Raw genomic sequence first — 18,193 nt, forward strand, 5'->3', positions numbered from 1 at the left:
ATGGTAGTAGGAGATTTCCCAATTGAATTAGATACGCTTGTTGTTGGTGCAGGTCCAGGGGGATATGTTGCAGCAATTCGTGCAGCACAAACTGGCCAAAAAGTAACAATCGTTGAAAAAGGTACTGTAGGTGGGGTATGTCTTAACGTAGGTTGTATCCCATCAAAAGCCCTAATTGAAGCCGGTCACCGTTATGATCATGCTAAAGGTGATGATACTTTAGGTATTTCTTCTGAGAATGTTTCTCTTGACTTTTCTAAAGTTCAAGAATGGAAAGGTTCTGTTGTTAAGAAATTAACTGGCGGTGTAGAAGGCTTATTAAAAGGTAATAAAGTGGATATTGTTGGTGGAGAAGTATACTTCGTTGACAAAAACACTGCAAAAGTAATGGACGATAAGAATTCTCAAACATATACATTCAAAAACTGTATTATTGCAACAGGTTCTCGTCCAATTGAAATTCCAACGTTCAAATTCTCTGAGCGTGTCCTTGATTCAACAGGTGCTCTTAACTTACAAGAAGTTCCTGAGAAACTTGTTGTTATCGGTGGAGGATATGTTGGTACTGAGTTAGGTAGTGCATATGCTAACTTTGGTACTGAAGTAACAATTCTTGAAGGTGCGAAGGAAATCCTTGGCGGCTTTGAAAAACAAATGAGCGCATTAGTGAAGAAAAACCTTAAAGCTAAAGGTGCTAATATCGTAACAGAAGCTATGGCTCAAGGTGTAGAGGAAACTGCTGACGGTGTGAAAGTTACGTATGAAGCTAACGGTAAAACAGAAACTGTTGAAGCTGATTATGTACTTGTAACAGTTGGTCGTCGTCCTAATACAGATGAGTTAGGATTAGAGCAAGTTGGTATTGAAATGGACGATAGAGGTCTTATTAAGATCGATGAACAATGTCGTACAAACGTAGAAAATATCTACGCTATCGGTGATATTGTTGCTGGACCACCACTTGCACACAAAGCTTCTTACGAAGGTAAAATTGCTGCAGAAGCAATTGCTGGAGAAAATGCAGTAATTGACTATAATGCAATTCCTGCTGTAGTATTCGCTGAGCCTGAATTAGCTACTGTTGGTTATACAGAAGCAGAAGCGAAAGAAGCAGGTTATGATGTTAAAGCATCTAAATTCCCATTCGGTGCTAATGGTCGTGCGTTATCATTAAATGCTGCTGATGGATTCATGAAGCTTGTAACTCGTAAAGAAGATGGTTTAGTTCTTGGTGCTCAAATCGCTGGACCAAGCGCGAGTGATATGATTTCTGAGCTAGGACTTGCAATTGAAGCTGGTATGACGGCTGAAGATATTGCTCTTACAATTCACGCTCACCCTACATTAGGTGAAATCACTATGGAAGCTGCAGAAGTAGCTATTGGTACACCAATCCATATTGTAAAATAATCATTAATCTAATAAAGGAGTCTGCATTTGCAGGCTCCTTTTTAGTATATCGATAAAATGTTCGAATTATTTTTTGAATGGATTATTGCAGCTTTGATTACACTGTTAGAGAGGTGAGATTGAAAATAACATATACTATGAAGGACGTGTAAGAAGGAGGATAAATAGATGAAAAAAATTACATATGTCATTTTCAGCTCGCTTATTTTGTTTGCTTTGGCAGGGTGTCAAGAAGTTAATAATGAGATAAGTGAAGGTAATTCAACAAAAGAAACATCCATTGTTGATGAGAGTCTGAAAGATGAAGATAAGAAAGATGTGATTGATGCAGAAAATGAACTTGTAGACATAAGTGAACCAGAACAAGTAGAAGAGAACCAAGAGATCTTGTATCAATTACATCCAGATAGGTGGTCACTGAAGCCACTAAAAGATGATATCAATGATCAGGTTGTTTTACTGACGATTGATGATGCCCCGGAAGATCAAGCATTAAATATGGCGAAAACATTAAAAAAATTAGATGCACCAGCAATTTTCTTTGTGAATGGTCACTTTTTAGAAACAAAAGAGGAACAAGAACAACTTCGAGAAATATATGAGATGGGTTTTGCCATAGGCAATCATACTTATTACCATCAGAAGTTATCAGATGTAGGTGAGGATAAACAAAAGCAGGAAATATTGCAGTTAAATGATTTGATTGAAGAGATTATTGACGAAAAACCAGTATTTTTCCGTGCTCCACATGGTGATAATACCGATTATGTAAAAGAATTAGTGGAAGAACAAGGTATGTTATTAATGAACTGGACGTATGGATATGATTACTTTGAACCATATATGGATGCAGATAAATTGAAAGAAGCAATGATTTCTGGAGAAGGACCAGAAGCAGGTGTTGATTATTCATTACTTAAGCCAGGTGCCATATTATTGATGCATGATCGTGATTGGACTGCCGAGGCATTAGAAGATATTGTGAAAGGTTTACGAGAGCAAGGTTATGAGTTTGTCGAGCCAGAGACAATACAAATAACCGAATAGAAAAAGGTTTTAAAAACATTTGGACTAATTAGTGGTGTTTGTAAGGAAGCTACACTAGCTGAAGTCGTCTCAAAATCATAACTAAGTAAAAAAGAAAGCTGAAATCCCTAATGTTCATTTTATCACGGTGCATGAGTCCGTAAAACCCCTGTTTCAAGATTCGAGTTAAAACAAGGAAGCTAAGTGGGGGATAAACGGACGCTAACGCCCTGATAAGTTTCGCTAACAATCAGCGGGAGTCAAAAACTCCCACTGATTGAAGTCGCACCTTATCTGCCCTTTATTTCATATGAAAAATTTTAAAAAAACTTAACCATTATTTTGTTGACACTAACTCTTTACTGCATCAAACTTAATTGGAGATAGATTACAATTTGATGGAGGGGATGGAAAAACGTGCAGAATAGGAATGATAATAAGATAAGATTATTTGAAGGTGAGAGATGGCTCATTTATACGGGAGTGTTAGGGTTCATACTTGCACTTGGTATAGGTGTTTATATCTTATCACATGAAGCTATAATTTTACCTGAGGGAAATCTGGAAAGGGCTTTTTCATTTAATGCAGCTATAGGAGTCTTTTTGTTATCAATTGCTGCTATTATGCCACTGGCACAATTCACTGGACGTAAACGCCGCAATATACGATGGACGCTTATCATCGTAACTTTATATAGTTATGCTATTGAAACTATTCAACATTTTCGGGGGGTTAATCCTCGTTTTACAAAAGAAGGATCGATTTTGGATATAGTTCTTGGTGGGCTTTTTGGAGTTGCATCACTGATATTAGTTGCTATTATGCTTGTATTTACTGTTCATTTTCTGCGAATAAAACCTCCACATTCAAGACCTCTAATTTTATTAGGAATTCGTTATGCATTTTTATCGGTATTAGTAGCTAACCTGGCTGGTATCTGGATGATAGCGATTCAAAGCCGCTTTACAGGTGACACAGGAAATCTAATCATTGTACATGGTATAGCTTATCATGCTTTGCAAACATTACTATTACCCGCATGGTTTTTAGAGAGAAGCAATATTCATGCAAGAGTCAAAAAGAATATCCACCATATAGGAAGTAATGCATGGTTATTAATGGTCTTAATTATTAGTGTACAAACAGCATTAGGTCGTTCTGTTTTTGAATGGTCGATTTTACCTATCGTAGCAGGATGTTTATTGCTTATTTGGGTTATAACGATGGCGACTTCATTCATTATATTCCTAGTTACTATTCTTAATATAACTAATAATGCAGATAATAAAAAAATAAGTGATATGTAAATAATCAAAAGAGGCACGGACATAATTAAAATGGAAGAATGAAAATCCGAACAATTCTATGTTAAGCGTAGGCAAAATACGTAGACTCCTGCAGGGACAGCGCGAGCTGAAGATTCAATGTGTGAAGTGCTGTTCCTCACACAGTTAGCAGACCGCCGTGCCCGCGGAATAGAAAACACTACGAGAGCGTTCTTTGCTTGAGTAGATGTAACACTTGTGCCCAGCGGGTGAAAGTGAAGTGTTTTGCCGAAGCGATATATTATCATACTTAGATGTTCGGATTTTTCCTATCTAATTACTCTTTTGTCTCTTTTTGGAAATTATTTGATTGCGCCACGTTCTTTTAATACTCGCACTGTTGAAAGTGTTTCATCTTCTAATCCTTGAACAGGTAGTCCGGATTTTATATTTTTCGCAATATAATCCAAGTTATCTTCCGAAATAATTTCACCTGGAATAAAGATTGGTATCCCGGGAGGATAAACCATAATTGATTCTGCACTAATTCTTCCAGCAGATTCAATAAGAGGAATTACTTCATAATCTGCATAAAAAGCATCTCTAGGACTAACCGCAAGTAGTGGAATATCTGCAACAGAGATTACGATCTCTTTGTGGTTTGCAGTTGATTCGTAACACTGGATTAATTGCTGTAAAGCATTTAGTAAATAATCGATATCTTCTTCTGTATCTGCTGGTGTAATAATACATAAAATATTATACATGTCAGATAGTTCAACTTCGATCTGAAAATGTTGACGAAGCCATCCTTCAGCCATATGCCCTGTGATACCGAGATCTTTGACAGATATGATAACTTTAGTCGGATCAAAGTCAAATGTTGCTTCAGACCCTAACAGTTCAATTCCTGGACTATACAAATACGGTAACTGATTTACATCTTTTCTTAGTTTAGCAGAGAGTTTAATTGTTTCGGATAATAAATCATTACCATGCTGATATAAAAATTTTCTCGCAGCATCTAATGACGCAAGTAAAATGTATGATGTCGAAGTGGTTGTTAACATAGACATAACTGTTTGGACACGATCAGGGTTAACAAAGCCTTCTTTCACATTTAATACAGAACTTTGCGTTAGCGAACCACCAAGCTTATGGACACTTGTAGCTGCCATATCTGCACCAGCTTGCATTGCGGATAACGGTAAGTCATCATGGAAATGGATGTGTACACCATGTGCCTCATCAACTAAAACAGGCACTTGATACTGATGTGCAATATCTACAATTTGTTGTAAATCAGCTGCAATACCAAAATAAGTCGGATTGATAACGAGGACACCTTTGGCATCTGGATGTGCTTGTAAAGCTTTGATTACTGCATTTGGTGTAATGCCGTGTGATATTCCTAATGAATGATCTAATTCAGGATGAATAAAAATCGGTATAGCACCAGAAAAGATAATAGCTGAAGAAACAGACTTATGAATGTTTCTCGGGACAATTATTTTATCTCCAGGGTTGCATACACTAAGTATCATTGTCATAATCGCTCCACTTGTACCTTGTACAGAGAAGTAAGTATGATCGGCACCAAACGCTTCAGCAGCCAATTTTTGTGCTTCTTTAATAATTCCTTTAGGGTGATGTAAATCATCTAAAGGTTCTATATTAATTAAATCGATGGCAAGGGCATTATCGCCAATAAACCGTCTAAAATCAGGATGCATCGCTTTTCCCTGTTTATGTCCAGGAATATGGAATGCTTTCGGTTTTGTTTCTATATGCTGTAGTAAACCACTAAAAAGTGGGGTGTCATTCTGATTCATGCTTGTTGTTTGAACTCCTTTAATTTTGTAATATGAAGCAAGACGTATTATAGCAAATCCATATCTGAATAGCTAGTTAAATCGCTATACTTTCGGTAATGGAAATGGTAAAATACGTTCGAATCTAATCGTGAGGTGTTAAAGAATGAATTATAGTTATCCTATTGACGAATCATGGACGACAGAGGAAATTGTTGATGTTGTTAATTATTATTCCGTAATTGAGAAGGCTTATGAGAAAGGGATAATAAAACAAGATTTAATTGCTGCATATAACCGTTATAAAGAAATTGTACCATCAAAAAGTGAAGAGAAACAATTAGACAAACAATTTGAAAAACAATCAGGCTATGTACCATTTCGTGTAATAAAAAAGGCAAAAGATTTTCAGCCTCAAGATAAAATTAAAATGTAATAGTAAAAACCAAACAAAAGATAGAAAGCTTTTGTTTGGTTTTGTTGTGTTGTGTGTCCTAAGTAATTGAGAACCTTCACTTTAAATTTCCTAAATTTCCATAGATGAGCGATACAATGGTGCAAGTGTCTCGAATGTTTCTTTGATTGTTTTGATTAGCTTGTCGCCATCTTGTAATAGTGGATCATTGGCCTCGATTTTTCGACCAACTAAAAATTCACCTTTTTTCACTTTTTTAAAACGTTCCAGGCTTTTATCTAAATCGGCTTCAGGCAGTGGAACAGCTTCATTTTTCATATGGTCAAGTGAAATATGAAAGTCTGTTGGAATCGTTTGTTTAATATCATCGATTTCGCTTAAGAATTTTTCAGCGATTTCACTTTTATGTGGTAATTCATATATATAGGCAAGCCAAATAAAGAGGTTATCATCCCATAGCCCAACTTGGAAATGTGGGTGTTTTTTATATCCACGCTTATTGTGGCAATAGGCAGACCATGTATCTTTTGGTGGATTTACTGTACGTCTAGCATGTTTGGCGATATGCAAGTGCATTTCATGGCCGGCAAGCTTGTCCATATCTTTTGAGATTGTTTCATATATGCTTCGAAATTTTGGTTGAATTCGTTCTTGAATTGCTTCCATTCTTTCATCAAGTCCATCAATATGAAATGTGGCAAAATCTTTTTGTTCAAAACCGTTAAATGTCATGAGCGTCACCTTTCTATCTAATTAGTATCGTTTTTATTTTATATTAATTATTATGTATTTGCAAAGGTATACTATCCATTTTTAAAATAAGTTGATTTTTGATAAAATAGGAAGTACTCAAACGAGAATGGAGGAGCATTAATGGATATAGCAATACGTCAGCAAATCTTCGAAGATGCGAAAGAATGGATTTATCAAGCTGGTCAGCAAATCCGTGAACAGATGAATAATCCATATGAAATCGATACAAAATCTAATGCGAATGATTTAGTTACGGCAGTTGATAAATCAACTGAACAATTTTTCGCCGAAAAAATAAGAGGGACATATCCTGGCCACTCAATTGTAGGGGAAGAAGGATATGGTGATAAAGTCGAATCGTTAGATGGAACATTATGGATTGTTGATCCAATTGATGGAACGATGAATTTTGTTCACCAAAAACGAAACTTTGCCATTTCGATTGGCATCTATCATGATGGAATAGGGGAAATTGGCTTAATTTATAATGTGATGGATGACGTGCTCTATTCGGCTAAAAAGGGAGAAGGTGCATACCGTGAACAAGTCAAGCTTCCTCTGTTAAGGGATGATGTGAAGCTGGAGACAAGTGTTCTTGGCTTAAATGCACAATTAGTATGTGAAAATAAGTATTACAATGCGAAGAAGATCCAACAATTAATTCGCGATTGTCGTGGAACAAGATCATATGGTTCTGCTGCTTTGGAGTTTGCTCATGTAGCAGAAGGTATTCTAGATGGTTATGTAAGTATGCGATTAGCTCCTTGGGATATTGCGGCAGGAATTGTCCTTGTTGAAGAAGTAGGCGGCGTGACAGTTCAAGCGACTGGAAAGCCGGTTAATCTGCTTCAAAACAGTACAATTTTAACTACTAACAAACAAATTAAAGATCGTGTGATCGATCATTATATCGAATTTAACTAAGAAAAAACTAGCAGTCAAGATTGGTTGCTAGTTTTTTATACAGTGCATGTGGCTACTAACTGTTTGATTAAAATAGGTGAAAAGTCCCCAGCTTTTAATGAATGTCAAATGGATAAGTGGGGATGAATTGCCTTTGGGTAGGGGGGCTTGGCCAAAAAGAGAAAATACATCTGGAATAAAGTATGTTGAGTTTCCAAGCCCCTTCTCTTCAAACCTATAGTCAATGAGCTGTTTTTCTTTTTAATGATATACCGTAGCCCATTAATCCGAATCCGATAAGCAGTGCGATGATGATAAATAGAGCGCTTCTAAAAGCAATGCCGACTCCAACTGCTGAGAAAGATAGGATTACACAAATAGCTAATAATAATTTAGAGAATTGTATATTCATTTTGTCACCTCATTATTTAATCGCTTACTTTTAGGATATCATAGATTTTGCATAAATTGTATTTATTGAATGTTTAAAGTATAATTAATTTGTTTGAACGTTGAATTTGGAGGTCCTGTATGCAGAAAGAAACAATCATTCAAGTACCAGATAATTTATGGCCAGTTGCCGACTTTTTTATGAGAGATCTAGGTGGAGAGGTGAATTTAGCTGATGAATCACAGGTAACAACTTTAATTCAAGGATTTATGCTTCTTTATTTAACAGTAGTAGTGTTTGCTGTTCTTGCATATAAGTTCGGATTTGCAAAAAAATTACCGCCACTTAAATCAGCTATTATTTACATTCTACTATTTATTGGAACTTTCTTTTTAACGTTAATATTCGGTTTGAACCTTCCACTGGCTGAGAGTTTATTCATCATTGCTCTAGTTATGGGAGTGTATCGTTTAAGACTTTCACAAGAACGTAAACAAAGAGGATGAGCAAGTATTGCTCATCCTCTTTAAGTTATCACGTAATACTCTGCTGATTGACGTCTCGTTTTATAGTTATGAAATATATTGATCCTGTACTTCTTTTTTCTGATATAAATTAAAATTACCACTGTGATGTCGTTGCATCGTTTTTTCTTTAATGCGCTCGTCACATGCCGAACACATATACGTGCTGATTAAGCGGTTTCGTAATTTTTTCGCTTGAGCACAATCATTATTAATATTGTTAATCTTATCGCACATGACACATTTAACTCGCATTATTTCACCTCAAATTAGTAGAACTTTATTGATTAAATTGTAACATAAAATTCATCATTACTAAAGCGATCATGTAAGTAGAGATGTTTGATGATTAAACAGAAGGGTATAGTAAATGTAAAAGGGAAGGTGAGATAGATGAGAAAAAGTAGTGTTGTTGGAGTAATTGGAGCTGTTACAGTTGCTGCTACTGCATCTTATTTATTATTGGATAAGCCAATCAGAAAAATAAATAATAAAAAATATAGCAATCCTAACCGCCAGAATCAAGCATCCTTGCCAATTGAAGCAGCAATAGATCCAGGAGAAGAACTAGAGAACGCAAATATGATTGCAGAAGGTTCCCAATTTAGTGTTAATTACTATGATAAAATGAAAGAATAAAGAAGCCATCTGCAAAAATGGCTTCTTTATTCTTTAACGGTCTTTTTGATTATTTGACTGTTCCTCATGAATTTCTTCAAGATTTTGTTCGTCATTCTCATCTAACATTTGCTTATTGGCATCAGATTGATTGGATCCTTTTTCCATTAGCGGAAGCTCTGGCATCCAGCGTCCGGTTATATTGGCTAATTCTTCTGTAATAGCTTCAATTGGATAACCTTCTTGTAATTTTGCTCCCATGTTTTGCATGCGTTTATATAAGTCTGCATCAGCCACTACGATTGCCTTTCTGCCATAAGGATCATGTTCTAGTGCCTCTATGACAGAGTATTTAATCGATCCTACATGGGAACGATCTAAATCTTCATCTACGTCAATACTAACGATTACACCACGGTTAGTAATTAAAGCAGAAGCGTTATGGACGTTTGGTACTTGACTAGCAACATTTGCTAAGTGTTGTGCTTTTTCTTCATTATCCATTGTATCTGTAGGTGCAGGACCTGAATTTTTTACTTGAACTGCGCCATAGTCATCTGTACTTTGTGCTAAATCATTGTCCTGTACATCTTGTTGACAACCGGCAAGTAGCACAACAAACAATAGCAAATAAAAATACTTCATAAAAAAATCCCTCCTTCTTCTCCGTATATTTTTTGTTTAAACAATAAAAATATACTTATGAGAAGAGGAAAGGATCGTTAATTACTGTAGAATTATTTCTTTAATACCTTTAATCGGATTATCTTGATTAGATCCGTCTTTAAAATATAAATGAGCTGGTCCACTTTCTTTAATTTGCTTACCGTCAATCGAGAAAAGTAAGTAAGCGTCCAATAATTGTTGAAGTGAAAGAGTGATTTCATCTGTTTCCGTTCTGAGCAATGCTGCTGTAGCATCGTCAGTTACTTCAGCATTTTCTATAAAATCTTTAATGGGCATAAGGTAAGAATGGGATAATAATTCTTTTTTATTATATTTTCGTATACTATTTTGGACAGGTGGCTTGTTTAATTTACTGTTAGATTCTATCCAATCTTTATCAGTACTAGTAGTTGTAGTAAAAGCATTTTCTAGCTTTACTTTTCGGTCATCAAAAATCCATACACTAGGATCTAGTGTTATTGGATAGGTTACTTTCCCTTTTACTTGAATAATCATTTCCATCACCTCTTCTATGTATGCGTTATCTATAAGGATAGCAAAGAATGAATCAAAATGCATTATTTCTAACTTTATTTTATTTATGACGGACACTAACTTCCTGATTGAAGGCTTATCGTATAGCTAGAAGTCTCGTAACCTCAGTTATCTTGCAATTTCGATTATTTCACGATAAGATAAAGTGAGACTTCAATCAGTGGGAGTCTTTGCCTTCCATTGATTGTTTGCGAAACTTATCAGGGCGTTAGCGTCCGTTTATTCCCCACTTAGCTTCTTTATTTTCACTCGAATCTTGAAGTCGGGGTATTACGGACTCATGCACCGTGATAAAATGAGAAGTATGAATAGTAGAGGGGGATTTTTCTTTTGATACCTGAAGCGACTGTTAATAAAAAGGAACAAGCCTATGCCCTTCTCCAGGCTGATGCTGATAAAATTTTGCAATTAATTAAAGTGCAGATAAATAATTTAACGATGCCGCAATGTCCTTTATATGAAGAAGTGCTAGATACGCAGATGTTTGGCTTATCTAGAGAAATAGATTTTGCCGTAAGATTAGATTTAATAGATGAAAATGATGGGAAAGCACTGTTAGAAAATCTTGAGAGGCAATTGAATATTTTACATGAGGCATCGCAAAGAGTATAGTAAGTTCGTTTAAAAACTTTGCCTCAACTGGTAAGTTTTTTAAATTTTATTATAATTATGGTTAATAATATGTAAAATACTTACTTTTATATGGTAAAATAAGAGAATAAATATATGAAGATACTGAGGTATTCGTTATGAAACGGAAAAGAAAAACATTTGATTTCTTGTTAGTGTTCTCACCCTTATTATTGTCAGCTTTCGGTGTTTTGATGGTTTATAGTGCAAGTATGGTGACACAACTGCTTGAAGGAGAACCAGCATATTCATTAGCACTGAAGCAGTTCATGTGGTTAGTGGTAGGAATTGGTTTGTTTATGTTTGCAAGTTATTTCAAATATACATTATATTTGAAGTTTTCTAAAATCATAGTATTAGTAATGTTTGCTAGTTTGCTTTCTTTGGAGTTTTTCGGGGTAAACATTAATAATGCAACGTCTTGGTTACATATTGGTCCTTTTTCTATCCAACCAGCTGAATTAGTGAAAATTGGATTAATTCTTTATTTAGCGGCTGTATATACAAAAAAACAAGCGTATATTGATGATTTTTTTAAGGCTGTTTTGCCTCCTTTGGTTATTACAAGCGCTTTGACTGCTCTTATTATCAAGCAGCCTGATATAGGTACGGCAGCAATCGTGTTTGCTATTGCTTGTACGGTTATTATCAGTTCCGGTATCAAGTTCAAACATTTATCGATCTTGATGCTAGTGGGGCTAATTTTGGTAATTGCTGTAGGATTTCATTTAGTAACAGATGTAAGAATTGCTAGATTTACTGGAGCGTTTCAGCCATTCGAAGATCCAGATGATAGTGGATACCAATTAATTCAATCCTACATTGCCATTGGTACAGGCGGCTTATTCGGTGTAGGCCTTGGTCAAGGTGTACAAAAATTAGGTTATTTGACACAAGCAGAAAGTGATTTTGTTATGGCTGTAATTGCTGAAGAATTAGGTCTTTTTGGTGTATTATTTGTATTAATTAATCTAGGTATTATTGTAATCAGAGGATTGTATATCGCTAAAAAATGTGAAAATCCGTTTGGAAGTCTTGTAGCAATTGGGATTTCCTCTATGGTAGGTATACAAGCAGTGATCAACTTAGGAGCGATTAGTGGACTACTGCCAATTACGGGTGTTCCATTGCCGTTTATTAGTAATGGTGGCTCATCTTTAATTGTATTACTATTTTCCATTGGAATTTTGCAAAATATTGCACGCCATGTGAATTATCAACGATTTAATGATGAAGAAGCCGAAAATGAAGAGCCAGCGTCACAATCGAAAAAAAGATTTGCTCTGGGTGGATGAAGAGATAAATACTTGCAACAACAAAGTTTTCTTATCTTTGTTGTTGCCTAAGTAAATAACAATAGAAAAGAAGAATAGCATATCAACGTGCTATTCTTCTTTTTTTCTACTACGATAAGACAATAGTAGGTAGTAACATAGTAAACCGAAAAATAGTGTGATGAATAGAGCATGTAATAATGCGATAAATAAGTTTAACTTCGTGAAAATAATGAGTGCTCCTAGTATCACTTGAATAGTGACGAATAGCGTTGCGATCCCCCATCCTTGATACATGACACGACTATATCTGTAATGCTTTCTAATGTGGAAAAGTAAGTATAGTGTCCAAAAAAATGCAATACCAGCTAATAGTCTGTGTCCCATTTGGACCCACTGTCCTAAGTGATAATCGAATCGAAATGGCTGCCCACTTTCGCAAAAAGGCCAACTCGGACATGCTAAGCTTGAATCGATATGTCTTACTAATGCCCCTGAGTAAACCACTACCATTATGTAAATCGCAAGCCAAAAGAAGTGTTTGCGAAAGGTCGAGGTGATCTTTAGTGAATCTGCGTCAAATTTATGATCGACCTCAAAAATAAGTAATGTTAATAACAATACAGCTGCAAATGATATGAGTGAAATACCAAAATGTAATGCTAGAACAAAATCAGATTGCGACCATAATACGGCAGCAGCTCCAATTAACCCTTGGATGACAAGAAATAAGATAGAAACAAGTGCTAAAAATTTTGTTTCTCTAATGTGTCCAATCTTTTTCCAAGAAAAATAAGAAAGCAGTAAAACGAAGATACCTGCGACAGATGATACGAGACGATGACTAAGCTCAATGAACATTTCCATCGACCAAGTACCATAGCAAAACGGCCAATTGGCTCCACATCCCATGCCTGAATCTGTTTTCGTAACTAATGCACCACCAACAAGCACAAATATCATTGCTAATGTCGATAAAACGGATAAAACTTTTAACAACTTCATGATAATATCTCCTCATCAAACGTTAAGATCATACAATGATTCACATTGTTAGTAAAACCCTTGCAAAGTATTAGTGTAGTATGCTAGAAATAAATAAGATATAAAAATGATGCGGTTTCAAAATCGTATTCATTATATCAAATAATGTAGTCTTCGTGTCGATTAACTAATAATTGAAGGAAGAGTTCATAAAAATGTCACAAAATACAAATAATTTTGAACATAAATAGAACACTCTTAAATACAGGGTACACTATCGAGGGATGATAGTGTACAATAGTGATGACTATTCCAAAAATGAGAAAAAATGTGTAAGATGAAAAGGGGGGATAAGTGTAGATGGAAAAGCTGAGTATAACATCAAATGACCAGACTATTGCAACATCTGTAAACGAATACTTATATAAATGGTCTGAATTGAAATCGCTATTAAAAGTAGGAATTATTAATTCCAATACAATGACTGCTTTTGCTGGTTTTTGGTTAGCCTTATTTTATACAGGATCTTCTTTGAATCAATATTGGCATATTTTATTAGTAACGCTAATCGGTACCGCTTTCGTTATTGGAGGTGGCTGTGTGATAAATAATTACTATGATCGTGATATTGATCAAGTGATGAAGAGAACGAAAAGCCGGCCTAGTGTTACAGGTACAATCGAGTTATCGCACATATTAATTATCGGTATATCTCTATCTGTTACAGGTGTGTTAATATTAATGTTAGCATCTACTCAAACTGCTTTGATCGGTGCTATGGGTTGGTTTAGCTATGTGGTGTTGTATACAATGTGGTCTAAACGTCGCTATACAATTAATACAGCGGTTGGAAGTTTGTCTGGTGCTATTCCACCACTAATTGGCTGGTCTGCTGTAGACACTAATTTACATGCTATTTCATGGGTATTATTTTTACTTATTTTTATTTGGCAGACACCTCACTTTTTAGCTATTGCAATGAAAAAGGTAGATGATTATCGTGATGCTGATATTCCGATGTTACCAGTTATACATGGAGAGCAGATGACGAAAAGACAAATGCTTGTTTACATAGTTTGTTTATTACCAATTCCGTTTATCTTACACGAATTGGGAGTTGTTTTTGTTATATTAGGTACTATATTAAATATAGGTTGGTTAGCACTAGGAATAAAAGGCTTGTTTGTCAAAGTAAAAGACAATGCTAGATGGTCTAATCTAATGTTTATGTATTCATTGCTTTACTTAACTGTTATTTTCTTGTCTATGATTATTATAACTTTTCCTGCTAATTTGTTATAATAGAGAAAAATATTGTAAGTAGAACTTGATAACTATCAAGTTTTCTAAATAATAAGTTAATAAAGAAAGAGAGGGTTAAATATGAAAAATTGGATGGGAAAACTCCGAACACTGTCATTATTTTCTTTTTTGGTCATTATACTTTCAGCGTGTGGTAAAGAAAATTTAACTGCACTAGTGCCAAAAGGATATGGGGCAGATCAATCATTTAACGTCATTATCATTTCCATACTTGTCATGATTGTTGTCTTTATTGTCGTAATGGCTATTTATTTGTATGTTGTGTTGAAGTTCCGCCAGAAGAAAAGGCAGGAAGATTACGTTCCGCAACAAACAGAAGGAAACAAGACACTGGAAATTGTCTGGACAGTAATTCCGATTTTACTTCTTCTTATTATTGCTGTTCCAACTGTTGCTACTACATACAATTTAGCGGATGACTCGGCTAAAGAGGATAGTATTAATGTCAATGTAACAGGTCTTCAATTCTGGTGGAATTTTGAGTATGCAAATGAAGAAATTCAAACGAGTCAAGAACTGTATATTCCTGTGAATGAGAAAGTTTATCTGAATATGATGTCCAGTGATGTTATTCATTCATTTTGGGTGCCATCTATATCAGGGAAAATGGACGTAAATCCAGAAAACGAAAATACGATGTATATTGAAGCGTATGAAGAAGGGGTATACTGGGGTAAATGTACAGAGTTTTGTGGTGATTCACACTCATTAATGGACTTTAAAATTGTGGTAGTAAGTCAAGATGAATATGATACATGGGTTGATGGGATGCAAAATACAGACCCAGAATTCATCGCTTCCGCACAAGAAGGACAGGAATTATTTGAAAATAGCTGTTTAAGTTGTCATGCTATTGATGCAAGTGCAAATCATCCGGTAGTAGGTCCGAACATGGCTGATTTTGGTAATCGGACAATGGTTGCCGGAGTTCGTAATTTTTCAAAAGAAGAAATTGTGGAGTGGATTGTAGATCCAGCATCTGTTAAACCAGGTAATGGTATGTTAGATGCACCTTATCTCGAACAAGAAAATATTGGGCAAGCAGAAGCAGAAAACATAGCAGATTTCTTAATGGAATTGAAAGCTACGGATGAACCAGTAGATAGTGTAAAACAATTCCGAGAAGACGAAGCAAAAGATAACTAAAGGGAGGTTAACATAACGTGAGTACTCTGGTAGCTACGAATAAAAAGGGCTTCGGTGCCACTTTATGGGATTACTTAACGACAGTAGACCATAAGAAAATCGCTATTATGTATCTTGTTGCTGGTGGATTCTTCTTTATCCTCGGGGGATTAGAAGCATTGGCGATTAGATGGCAATTAGTACAGCCAATGAATGATTTTGTAAGTGCAGGATTTTATCATGAGTTAATCACTATGCACGGTACAACGATGATCTTTTTGGCAGCGATGCCACTGATCTTTGCTTTTATGAATGCAGTTGTTCCGTTACAGATCGGGGCAAGAGATGTTGCATTTCCATTCTTAAATTCGTTAGGTTTTTGGTTGTTTTTATTTGGTGGTATTTTGCTGAATGTCGGTTGGTTCACTGGTGGGGCAGCAGATGCCGGTTGGACAGCATATGCACCACTTTCAACAATCTCAGCTGGTGAAGGTGTTGACTATTATGTGTTAGGATTACAAATTTCAGGTGCGGGAACATTAATTGGTGGTATTAACTTTCTTGTAACAATTGTTAATATGCGTGCTCCTGGTATGACGTATATGAGAATGCCACTGTTTACTTGGACAGCTTTTGTTACAAGTGCACTTATTTTATTCGCATTCCCCGCTTTAACAGTAGGGCTGTTCTTAATGATGTTCGACAGATTATTTGGTTCTGGCTTTTTCGATGCAGCGATGGGCGGTAATTCTGTTATTTGGCAACATTTATTTTGGATTTTTGGGCACCCTGAAGTATATATCTTGGTGTTGCCTGCTTTCGGTATTTTTAGTGAAATTATTGCAACGTTTTCTAAGAAAAGGTTATTCGGTTATACAGCAATGGTTTTTGCAACTGTATTAATTGGTTTTCTAGGATTTATGGTTTGGGCTCACCACATGTTTACAGTAGGTATGGGGCCAGCTGCTAACTCTATATTTGCAGTTGCAACAATGGCAATTGCTGTACCAACAGGTATAAAAATCTTTAACTGGCTATTCACGTTGTGGGGTGGACGAATTTCGATTACTACACCTATGCTTTGGACGTTAGGCTTTATTCCTTCCTTTACATTAGGTGGAATGACTGGTGTAATGTTAGCTGCTGCTACAGCAGATTATCAATACCATGATACGTACTTCGTTGTAGGACACTTCCACTATGTAATTGTTGGTGGGGTAGTATTCGCATTATTTGCCGGTGTTCATTATTGGTGGCCAAAAATGTTTGGTACAATGCTAGATGAGAAATTAGGTAAAGCGACATTCTGGATATTCTTTGTTGGTTTCCATCTAACATTCTTTGTACAACACTTCCTCGGACTAATGGGGATGCCAAGACGTTATTGGGTGTACATGGAGAATCAAAATCTAGATTTAGGTAACTTAATCAGTACCGTCGGTGCCTTTTTAATGGGAATAGCGAGCATTATCCTGCTTTATAACATTGTGAAAACATCTATTCAAAACAAAAAAGTAGGAGGAGACCCGTGGGATGGACGTACATTAGAATGGGCAATCCCATCACCTCCACCATTTTACAATTTTAAACAATTGCCATTAGTTCGTGGTTTAGATCCACTATGGATTGAAAAGATGGATGGAAGAAAAGGGATGACTGCTGCAGAACCATTGTCTGATATACACATGCCTAACAATTCTTTCTTACCATTTGTTATATCATTAGGTCTGTTTATTGCAGGATTTGGGTTTATTTATCAAAAGAACGATTTATCGTGGTTGATCGTATTGTTCATTGGTATGGCGATCACTCTAGGTGCGATGTTTATTAGGTCTGTGAAAGATGACCTCGGTTATCATATCCATAAGGAAGATCTAAAGAAGGAGGCTGAGGAATAATGAGTGAACAAGATGTACTTAATCCGAAACACATGCCTCATAATCCTGAGAAAGCTACTTTAGAAGGCAAAAACAAATTTATGGGATTTTGGTTCTTTCTAGGTGGAGAAGCCGTCCTATTTGCTAGTTTATTTGGTACGTATTTAGCTTTGAAAGATGCGACAAATGGTGGTAAATCGTCAGAAGAATTATTTGGCTTAGAATTAGTATTTATTATGACGATGTTATTACTTACTAGTTCTTTAACAAGCGTTTATGCCATGTATCATATGAAGAATAATGATTTCAAAAAAATGCAGTTGTGGCTTGGTATTACGGTAGTACTTGGCTTAGGATTTTTAGGATTTGAAATTTATGAGTTTTATCATTACATCCATGAATATGAATTTACGATGCGTTCATCTGCTTTTGGATCAGCCTTTTACACGCTTGTTGGATTTCACGGAGGCCACGTCGTTTTCGGTCTTTTATGGATTGTGACGTTAATGGTTCGTAATGCCAAACGTGGGTTGAACTTGTATAATGCTCCTAAGTTTTATATTGCCAGCTTGTATTGGCACTTTATTGATGTTGTATGGGTATTTATTTTTACAGTAGTTTATCTAATGGGGGTGCTTTAAT

20 protein-coding genes are annotated in these 18,193 nt (G+C 35.7%); 13 read left to right on the plus strand and 7 right to left on the minus strand.

Translation table 11 applies throughout. The annotated features are described in order from the left end of the window. From lpdA to SH601_RS02690, 3 genes are all read left to right on the plus strand, one after another. Complete coding sequence (gene lpdA, locus SH601_RS02680; protein WP_319956680.1) at positions 1–1,410, plus strand: dihydrolipoyl dehydrogenase; 1,410 nt, start codon at positions 1–3, stop codon at positions 1,408–1,410. 168 nt (positions 1,411–1,578) lie between these two features. Next, positions 1,579–2,457: a polysaccharide deacetylase family protein gene (locus SH601_RS02685; protein ID WP_319956681.1), complete on the plus strand. Its 879-nt coding sequence runs from the start codon at positions 1,579–1,581 to the stop codon at positions 2,455–2,457. A gap of 396 nt (positions 2,458–2,853) precedes the next feature. Beyond that, positions 2,854–3,744, plus strand: a complete 891-nt coding sequence (locus SH601_RS02690; RefSeq protein WP_319956682.1) for a hypothetical protein — start codon at positions 2,854–2,856, stop codon at positions 3,742–3,744. A 320-nt stretch (positions 3,745–4,064) separates the two neighbouring features. Here SH601_RS02690 and SH601_RS02695 read toward each other — a convergent pair whose 3' ends face one another. Beyond that, on the minus strand, positions 4,065–5,534 hold the full coding sequence (locus SH601_RS02695) for an aminotransferase class I/II-fold pyridoxal phosphate-dependent enzyme (RefSeq protein ID WP_319956683.1): 1,470 nt from the start codon (positions 5,532–5,534) through the stop codon (positions 4,065–4,067). Between the two features lie 145 nt (positions 5,535–5,679). On the opposite strand from SH601_RS02695, the gene SH601_RS02700 reads away from it, so the two are divergent. Further along, positions 5,680–5,949: a UPF0223 family protein gene (locus SH601_RS02700; protein ID WP_319956684.1), complete on the plus strand. Its 270-nt coding sequence runs from the start codon at positions 5,680–5,682 to the stop codon at positions 5,947–5,949. 90 nt (positions 5,950–6,039) lie between these two features. Here the strand turns inward: SH601_RS02700 and SH601_RS02705 are convergent, their stop codons facing one another. Then, entirely contained in the window at positions 6,040–6,660 is a 621-nt protein-coding gene (locus SH601_RS02705) for a YktB family protein (protein ID WP_319956685.1), read from the minus strand. A 141-nt stretch (positions 6,661–6,801) separates the two neighbouring features. Between SH601_RS02705 and SH601_RS02710 the strand changes: the two genes are divergently transcribed. Continuing rightward, positions 6,802–7,605: an inositol monophosphatase family protein gene (locus SH601_RS02710; protein WP_319956686.1), complete on the plus strand. Its 804-nt coding sequence runs from the start codon at positions 6,802–6,804 to the stop codon at positions 7,603–7,605. A gap of 220 nt (positions 7,606–7,825) precedes the next feature. On the opposite strand, the gene SH601_RS02715 is transcribed toward SH601_RS02710, so the two are convergent. Then, positions 7,826–7,996: a DUF5325 family protein gene (locus tag SH601_RS02715; RefSeq protein WP_319956687.1), complete on the minus strand. Its 171-nt coding sequence runs from the start codon at positions 7,994–7,996 to the stop codon at positions 7,826–7,828. Positions 7,997–8,115: 119 nt separating this feature from the next. Between SH601_RS02715 and SH601_RS02720 the strand changes: the two genes are divergently transcribed. Beyond that, positions 8,116–8,481 (plus strand): YlaH-like family protein, encoded by a 366-nt coding sequence (locus tag SH601_RS02720; RefSeq protein WP_319956688.1) that lies wholly within the window; start codon positions 8,116–8,118, stop codon positions 8,479–8,481. A 66-nt stretch (positions 8,482–8,547) separates the two neighbouring features. Here the strand turns inward: SH601_RS02720 and SH601_RS02725 are convergent, their stop codons facing one another. Then, the gene (locus SH601_RS02725; RefSeq protein WP_319956689.1) at positions 8,548–8,754 is read right to left on the minus strand and encodes a YlaI family protein; all 207 of its coding nucleotides are present in this window, start codon (positions 8,752–8,754) and stop codon (positions 8,548–8,550) included. A 138-nt stretch (positions 8,755–8,892) separates the two neighbouring features. Between SH601_RS02725 and SH601_RS02730 the strand changes: the two genes are divergently transcribed. Beyond that, a complete protein-coding gene (locus SH601_RS02730) occupies positions 8,893–9,138 on the plus strand; it encodes a hypothetical protein (RefSeq protein ID WP_319956690.1) in 246 nt (81 codons plus the stop codon). 33 nt (positions 9,139–9,171) lie between these two features. Here the strand turns inward: SH601_RS02730 and SH601_RS02735 are convergent, their stop codons facing one another. Then, positions 9,172–9,762, minus strand: coding sequence for a YhcN/YlaJ family sporulation lipoprotein (locus tag SH601_RS02735; RefSeq protein ID WP_319956691.1), 591 nt, complete (start codon positions 9,760–9,762; stop codon positions 9,172–9,174). A gap of 81 nt (positions 9,763–9,843) precedes the next feature. Further along, positions 9,844–10,299 (minus strand): hypothetical protein, encoded by a 456-nt coding sequence (locus tag SH601_RS02740; RefSeq protein WP_319956692.1) that lies wholly within the window; start codon positions 10,297–10,299, stop codon positions 9,844–9,846. Positions 10,300–10,668: 369 nt separating this feature from the next. Here SH601_RS02740 and SH601_RS02745 point away from each other — a divergent pair, with 369 nt between their 5' ends. Continuing rightward, complete coding sequence (locus SH601_RS02745; RefSeq protein ID WP_319956693.1) at positions 10,669–10,950, plus strand: Fpa/YlaN family protein; 282 nt, start codon at positions 10,669–10,671, stop codon at positions 10,948–10,950. A gap of 137 nt (positions 10,951–11,087) precedes the next feature. Beyond that, positions 11,088–12,263 carry an FtsW/RodA/SpoVE family cell cycle protein gene (locus SH601_RS02750; protein WP_319956695.1) on the plus strand — a complete coding sequence of 392 codons (1,176 nt, stop codon included), beginning with the start codon at positions 11,088–11,090 and terminating at the stop codon, positions 12,261–12,263. 90 nt (positions 12,264–12,353) lie between these two features. Here the strand turns inward: SH601_RS02750 and SH601_RS02755 are convergent, their stop codons facing one another. Then, complete coding sequence (locus tag SH601_RS02755) at positions 12,354–13,247, minus strand: COX15/CtaA family protein (protein WP_319956696.1); 894 nt, start codon at positions 13,245–13,247, stop codon at positions 12,354–12,356. Between the two features lie 339 nt (positions 13,248–13,586). Between SH601_RS02755 and cyoE the strand changes: the two genes are divergently transcribed. The 4 genes from cyoE (at position 13,587) to SH601_RS02775 (ending at position 18,192) form a co-directional block, all read left to right on the plus strand. Beyond that, a complete protein-coding gene (gene cyoE / locus SH601_RS02760; protein ID WP_319956697.1) occupies positions 13,587–14,528 on the plus strand; it encodes a heme o synthase in 942 nt (313 codons plus the stop codon). An 81-nt stretch (positions 14,529–14,609) separates the two neighbouring features. After that, the gene (gene coxB, locus SH601_RS02765) at positions 14,610–15,695 is read left to right on the plus strand and encodes a cytochrome c oxidase subunit II (protein WP_319956698.1); all 1,086 of its coding nucleotides are present in this window, start codon (positions 14,610–14,612) and stop codon (positions 15,693–15,695) included. Positions 15,696–15,712: 17 nt separating this feature from the next. Further along, positions 15,713–17,572 carry a cytochrome c oxidase subunit I gene (gene ctaD, locus SH601_RS02770; RefSeq protein WP_319956699.1) on the plus strand — a complete coding sequence of 620 codons (1,860 nt, stop codon included), beginning with the start codon at positions 15,713–15,715 and terminating at the stop codon, positions 17,570–17,572. After that, positions 17,572–18,192: a cytochrome (ubi)quinol oxidase subunit III gene (locus tag SH601_RS02775; protein WP_319956700.1), complete on the plus strand. Its 621-nt coding sequence runs from the start codon at positions 17,572–17,574 to the stop codon at positions 18,190–18,192. Before ctaD ends, SH601_RS02775 begins: the two co-directional genes overlap by 1 nt. Position 18,193 lies beyond the last annotated feature (1 nt).

This window comes from Gracilibacillus pellucidus (assembly GCF_033949965.1).
GTDB classification, from domain to species: domain Bacteria; phylum Bacillota; class Bacilli; order Bacillales; family Amphibacillaceae; genus Gracilibacillus; species Gracilibacillus pellucidus.

Bases quoted from the DNA above. Each gene is read 5' to 3' on its own strand.
- SH601_RS02750 (WP_319956695.1), top strand. From the start codon at position 11,088: ATGAAACGGAAAAGAAAAACATTTGATTTCTTGTTAGTGTTCTCACCC.
- SH601_RS02725 (WP_319956689.1), bottom strand. From the start codon at position 8,754: ATGCGAGTTAAATGTGTCATGTGCGATAAGATTAACAATATTAATAAT.
- SH601_RS02730 (WP_319956690.1), top strand. From the start codon at position 8,893: ATGAGAAAAAGTAGTGTTGTTGGAGTAATTGGAGCTGTTACAGTTGCT.
- SH601_RS02705 (WP_319956685.1), bottom strand. From the start codon at position 6,660: ATGACATTTAACGGTTTTGAACAAAAAGATTTTGCCACATTTCATATT.
- SH601_RS02685 (WP_319956681.1), top strand. From the start codon at position 1,579: ATGAAAAAAATTACATATGTCATTTTCAGCTCGCTTATTTTGTTTGCT.
- SH601_RS02710 (WP_319956686.1), top strand. From the start codon at position 6,802: ATGGATATAGCAATACGTCAGCAAATCTTCGAAGATGCGAAAGAATGG.
- SH601_RS02740 (WP_319956692.1), bottom strand. From the start codon at position 10,299: ATGATTATTCAAGTAAAAGGGAAAGTAACCTATCCAATAACACTAGAT.
- SH601_RS02700 (WP_319956684.1), top strand. From the start codon at position 5,680: ATGAATTATAGTTATCCTATTGACGAATCATGGACGACAGAGGAAATT.
- SH601_RS02735 (WP_319956691.1), bottom strand. From the start codon at position 9,762: ATGAAGTATTTTTATTTGCTATTGTTTGTTGTGCTACTTGCCGGTTGT.
- cyoE (WP_319956697.1), top strand. From the start codon at position 13,587: ATGGAAAAGCTGAGTATAACATCAAATGACCAGACTATTGCAACATCT.
- SH601_RS02695 (WP_319956683.1), bottom strand. From the start codon at position 5,534: ATGAATCAGAATGACACCCCACTTTTTAGTGGTTTACTACAGCATATA.
- SH601_RS02755 (WP_319956696.1), bottom strand. From the start codon at position 13,247: ATGAAGTTGTTAAAAGTTTTATCCGTTTTATCGACATTAGCAATGATA.
- coxB (WP_319956698.1), top strand. From the start codon at position 14,610: ATGAAAAATTGGATGGGAAAACTCCGAACACTGTCATTATTTTCTTTT.
- SH601_RS02715 (WP_319956687.1), bottom strand. From the start codon at position 7,996: ATGAATATACAATTCTCTAAATTATTATTAGCTATTTGTGTAATCCTA.
- SH601_RS02720 (WP_319956688.1), top strand. From the start codon at position 8,116: ATGCAGAAAGAAACAATCATTCAAGTACCAGATAATTTATGGCCAGTT.
- lpdA (WP_319956680.1), top strand. From the start codon at position 1: ATGGTAGTAGGAGATTTCCCAATTGAATTAGATACGCTTGTTGTTGGT.
- SH601_RS02775 (WP_319956700.1), top strand. From the start codon at position 17,572: ATGAGTGAACAAGATGTACTTAATCCGAAACACATGCCTCATAATCCT.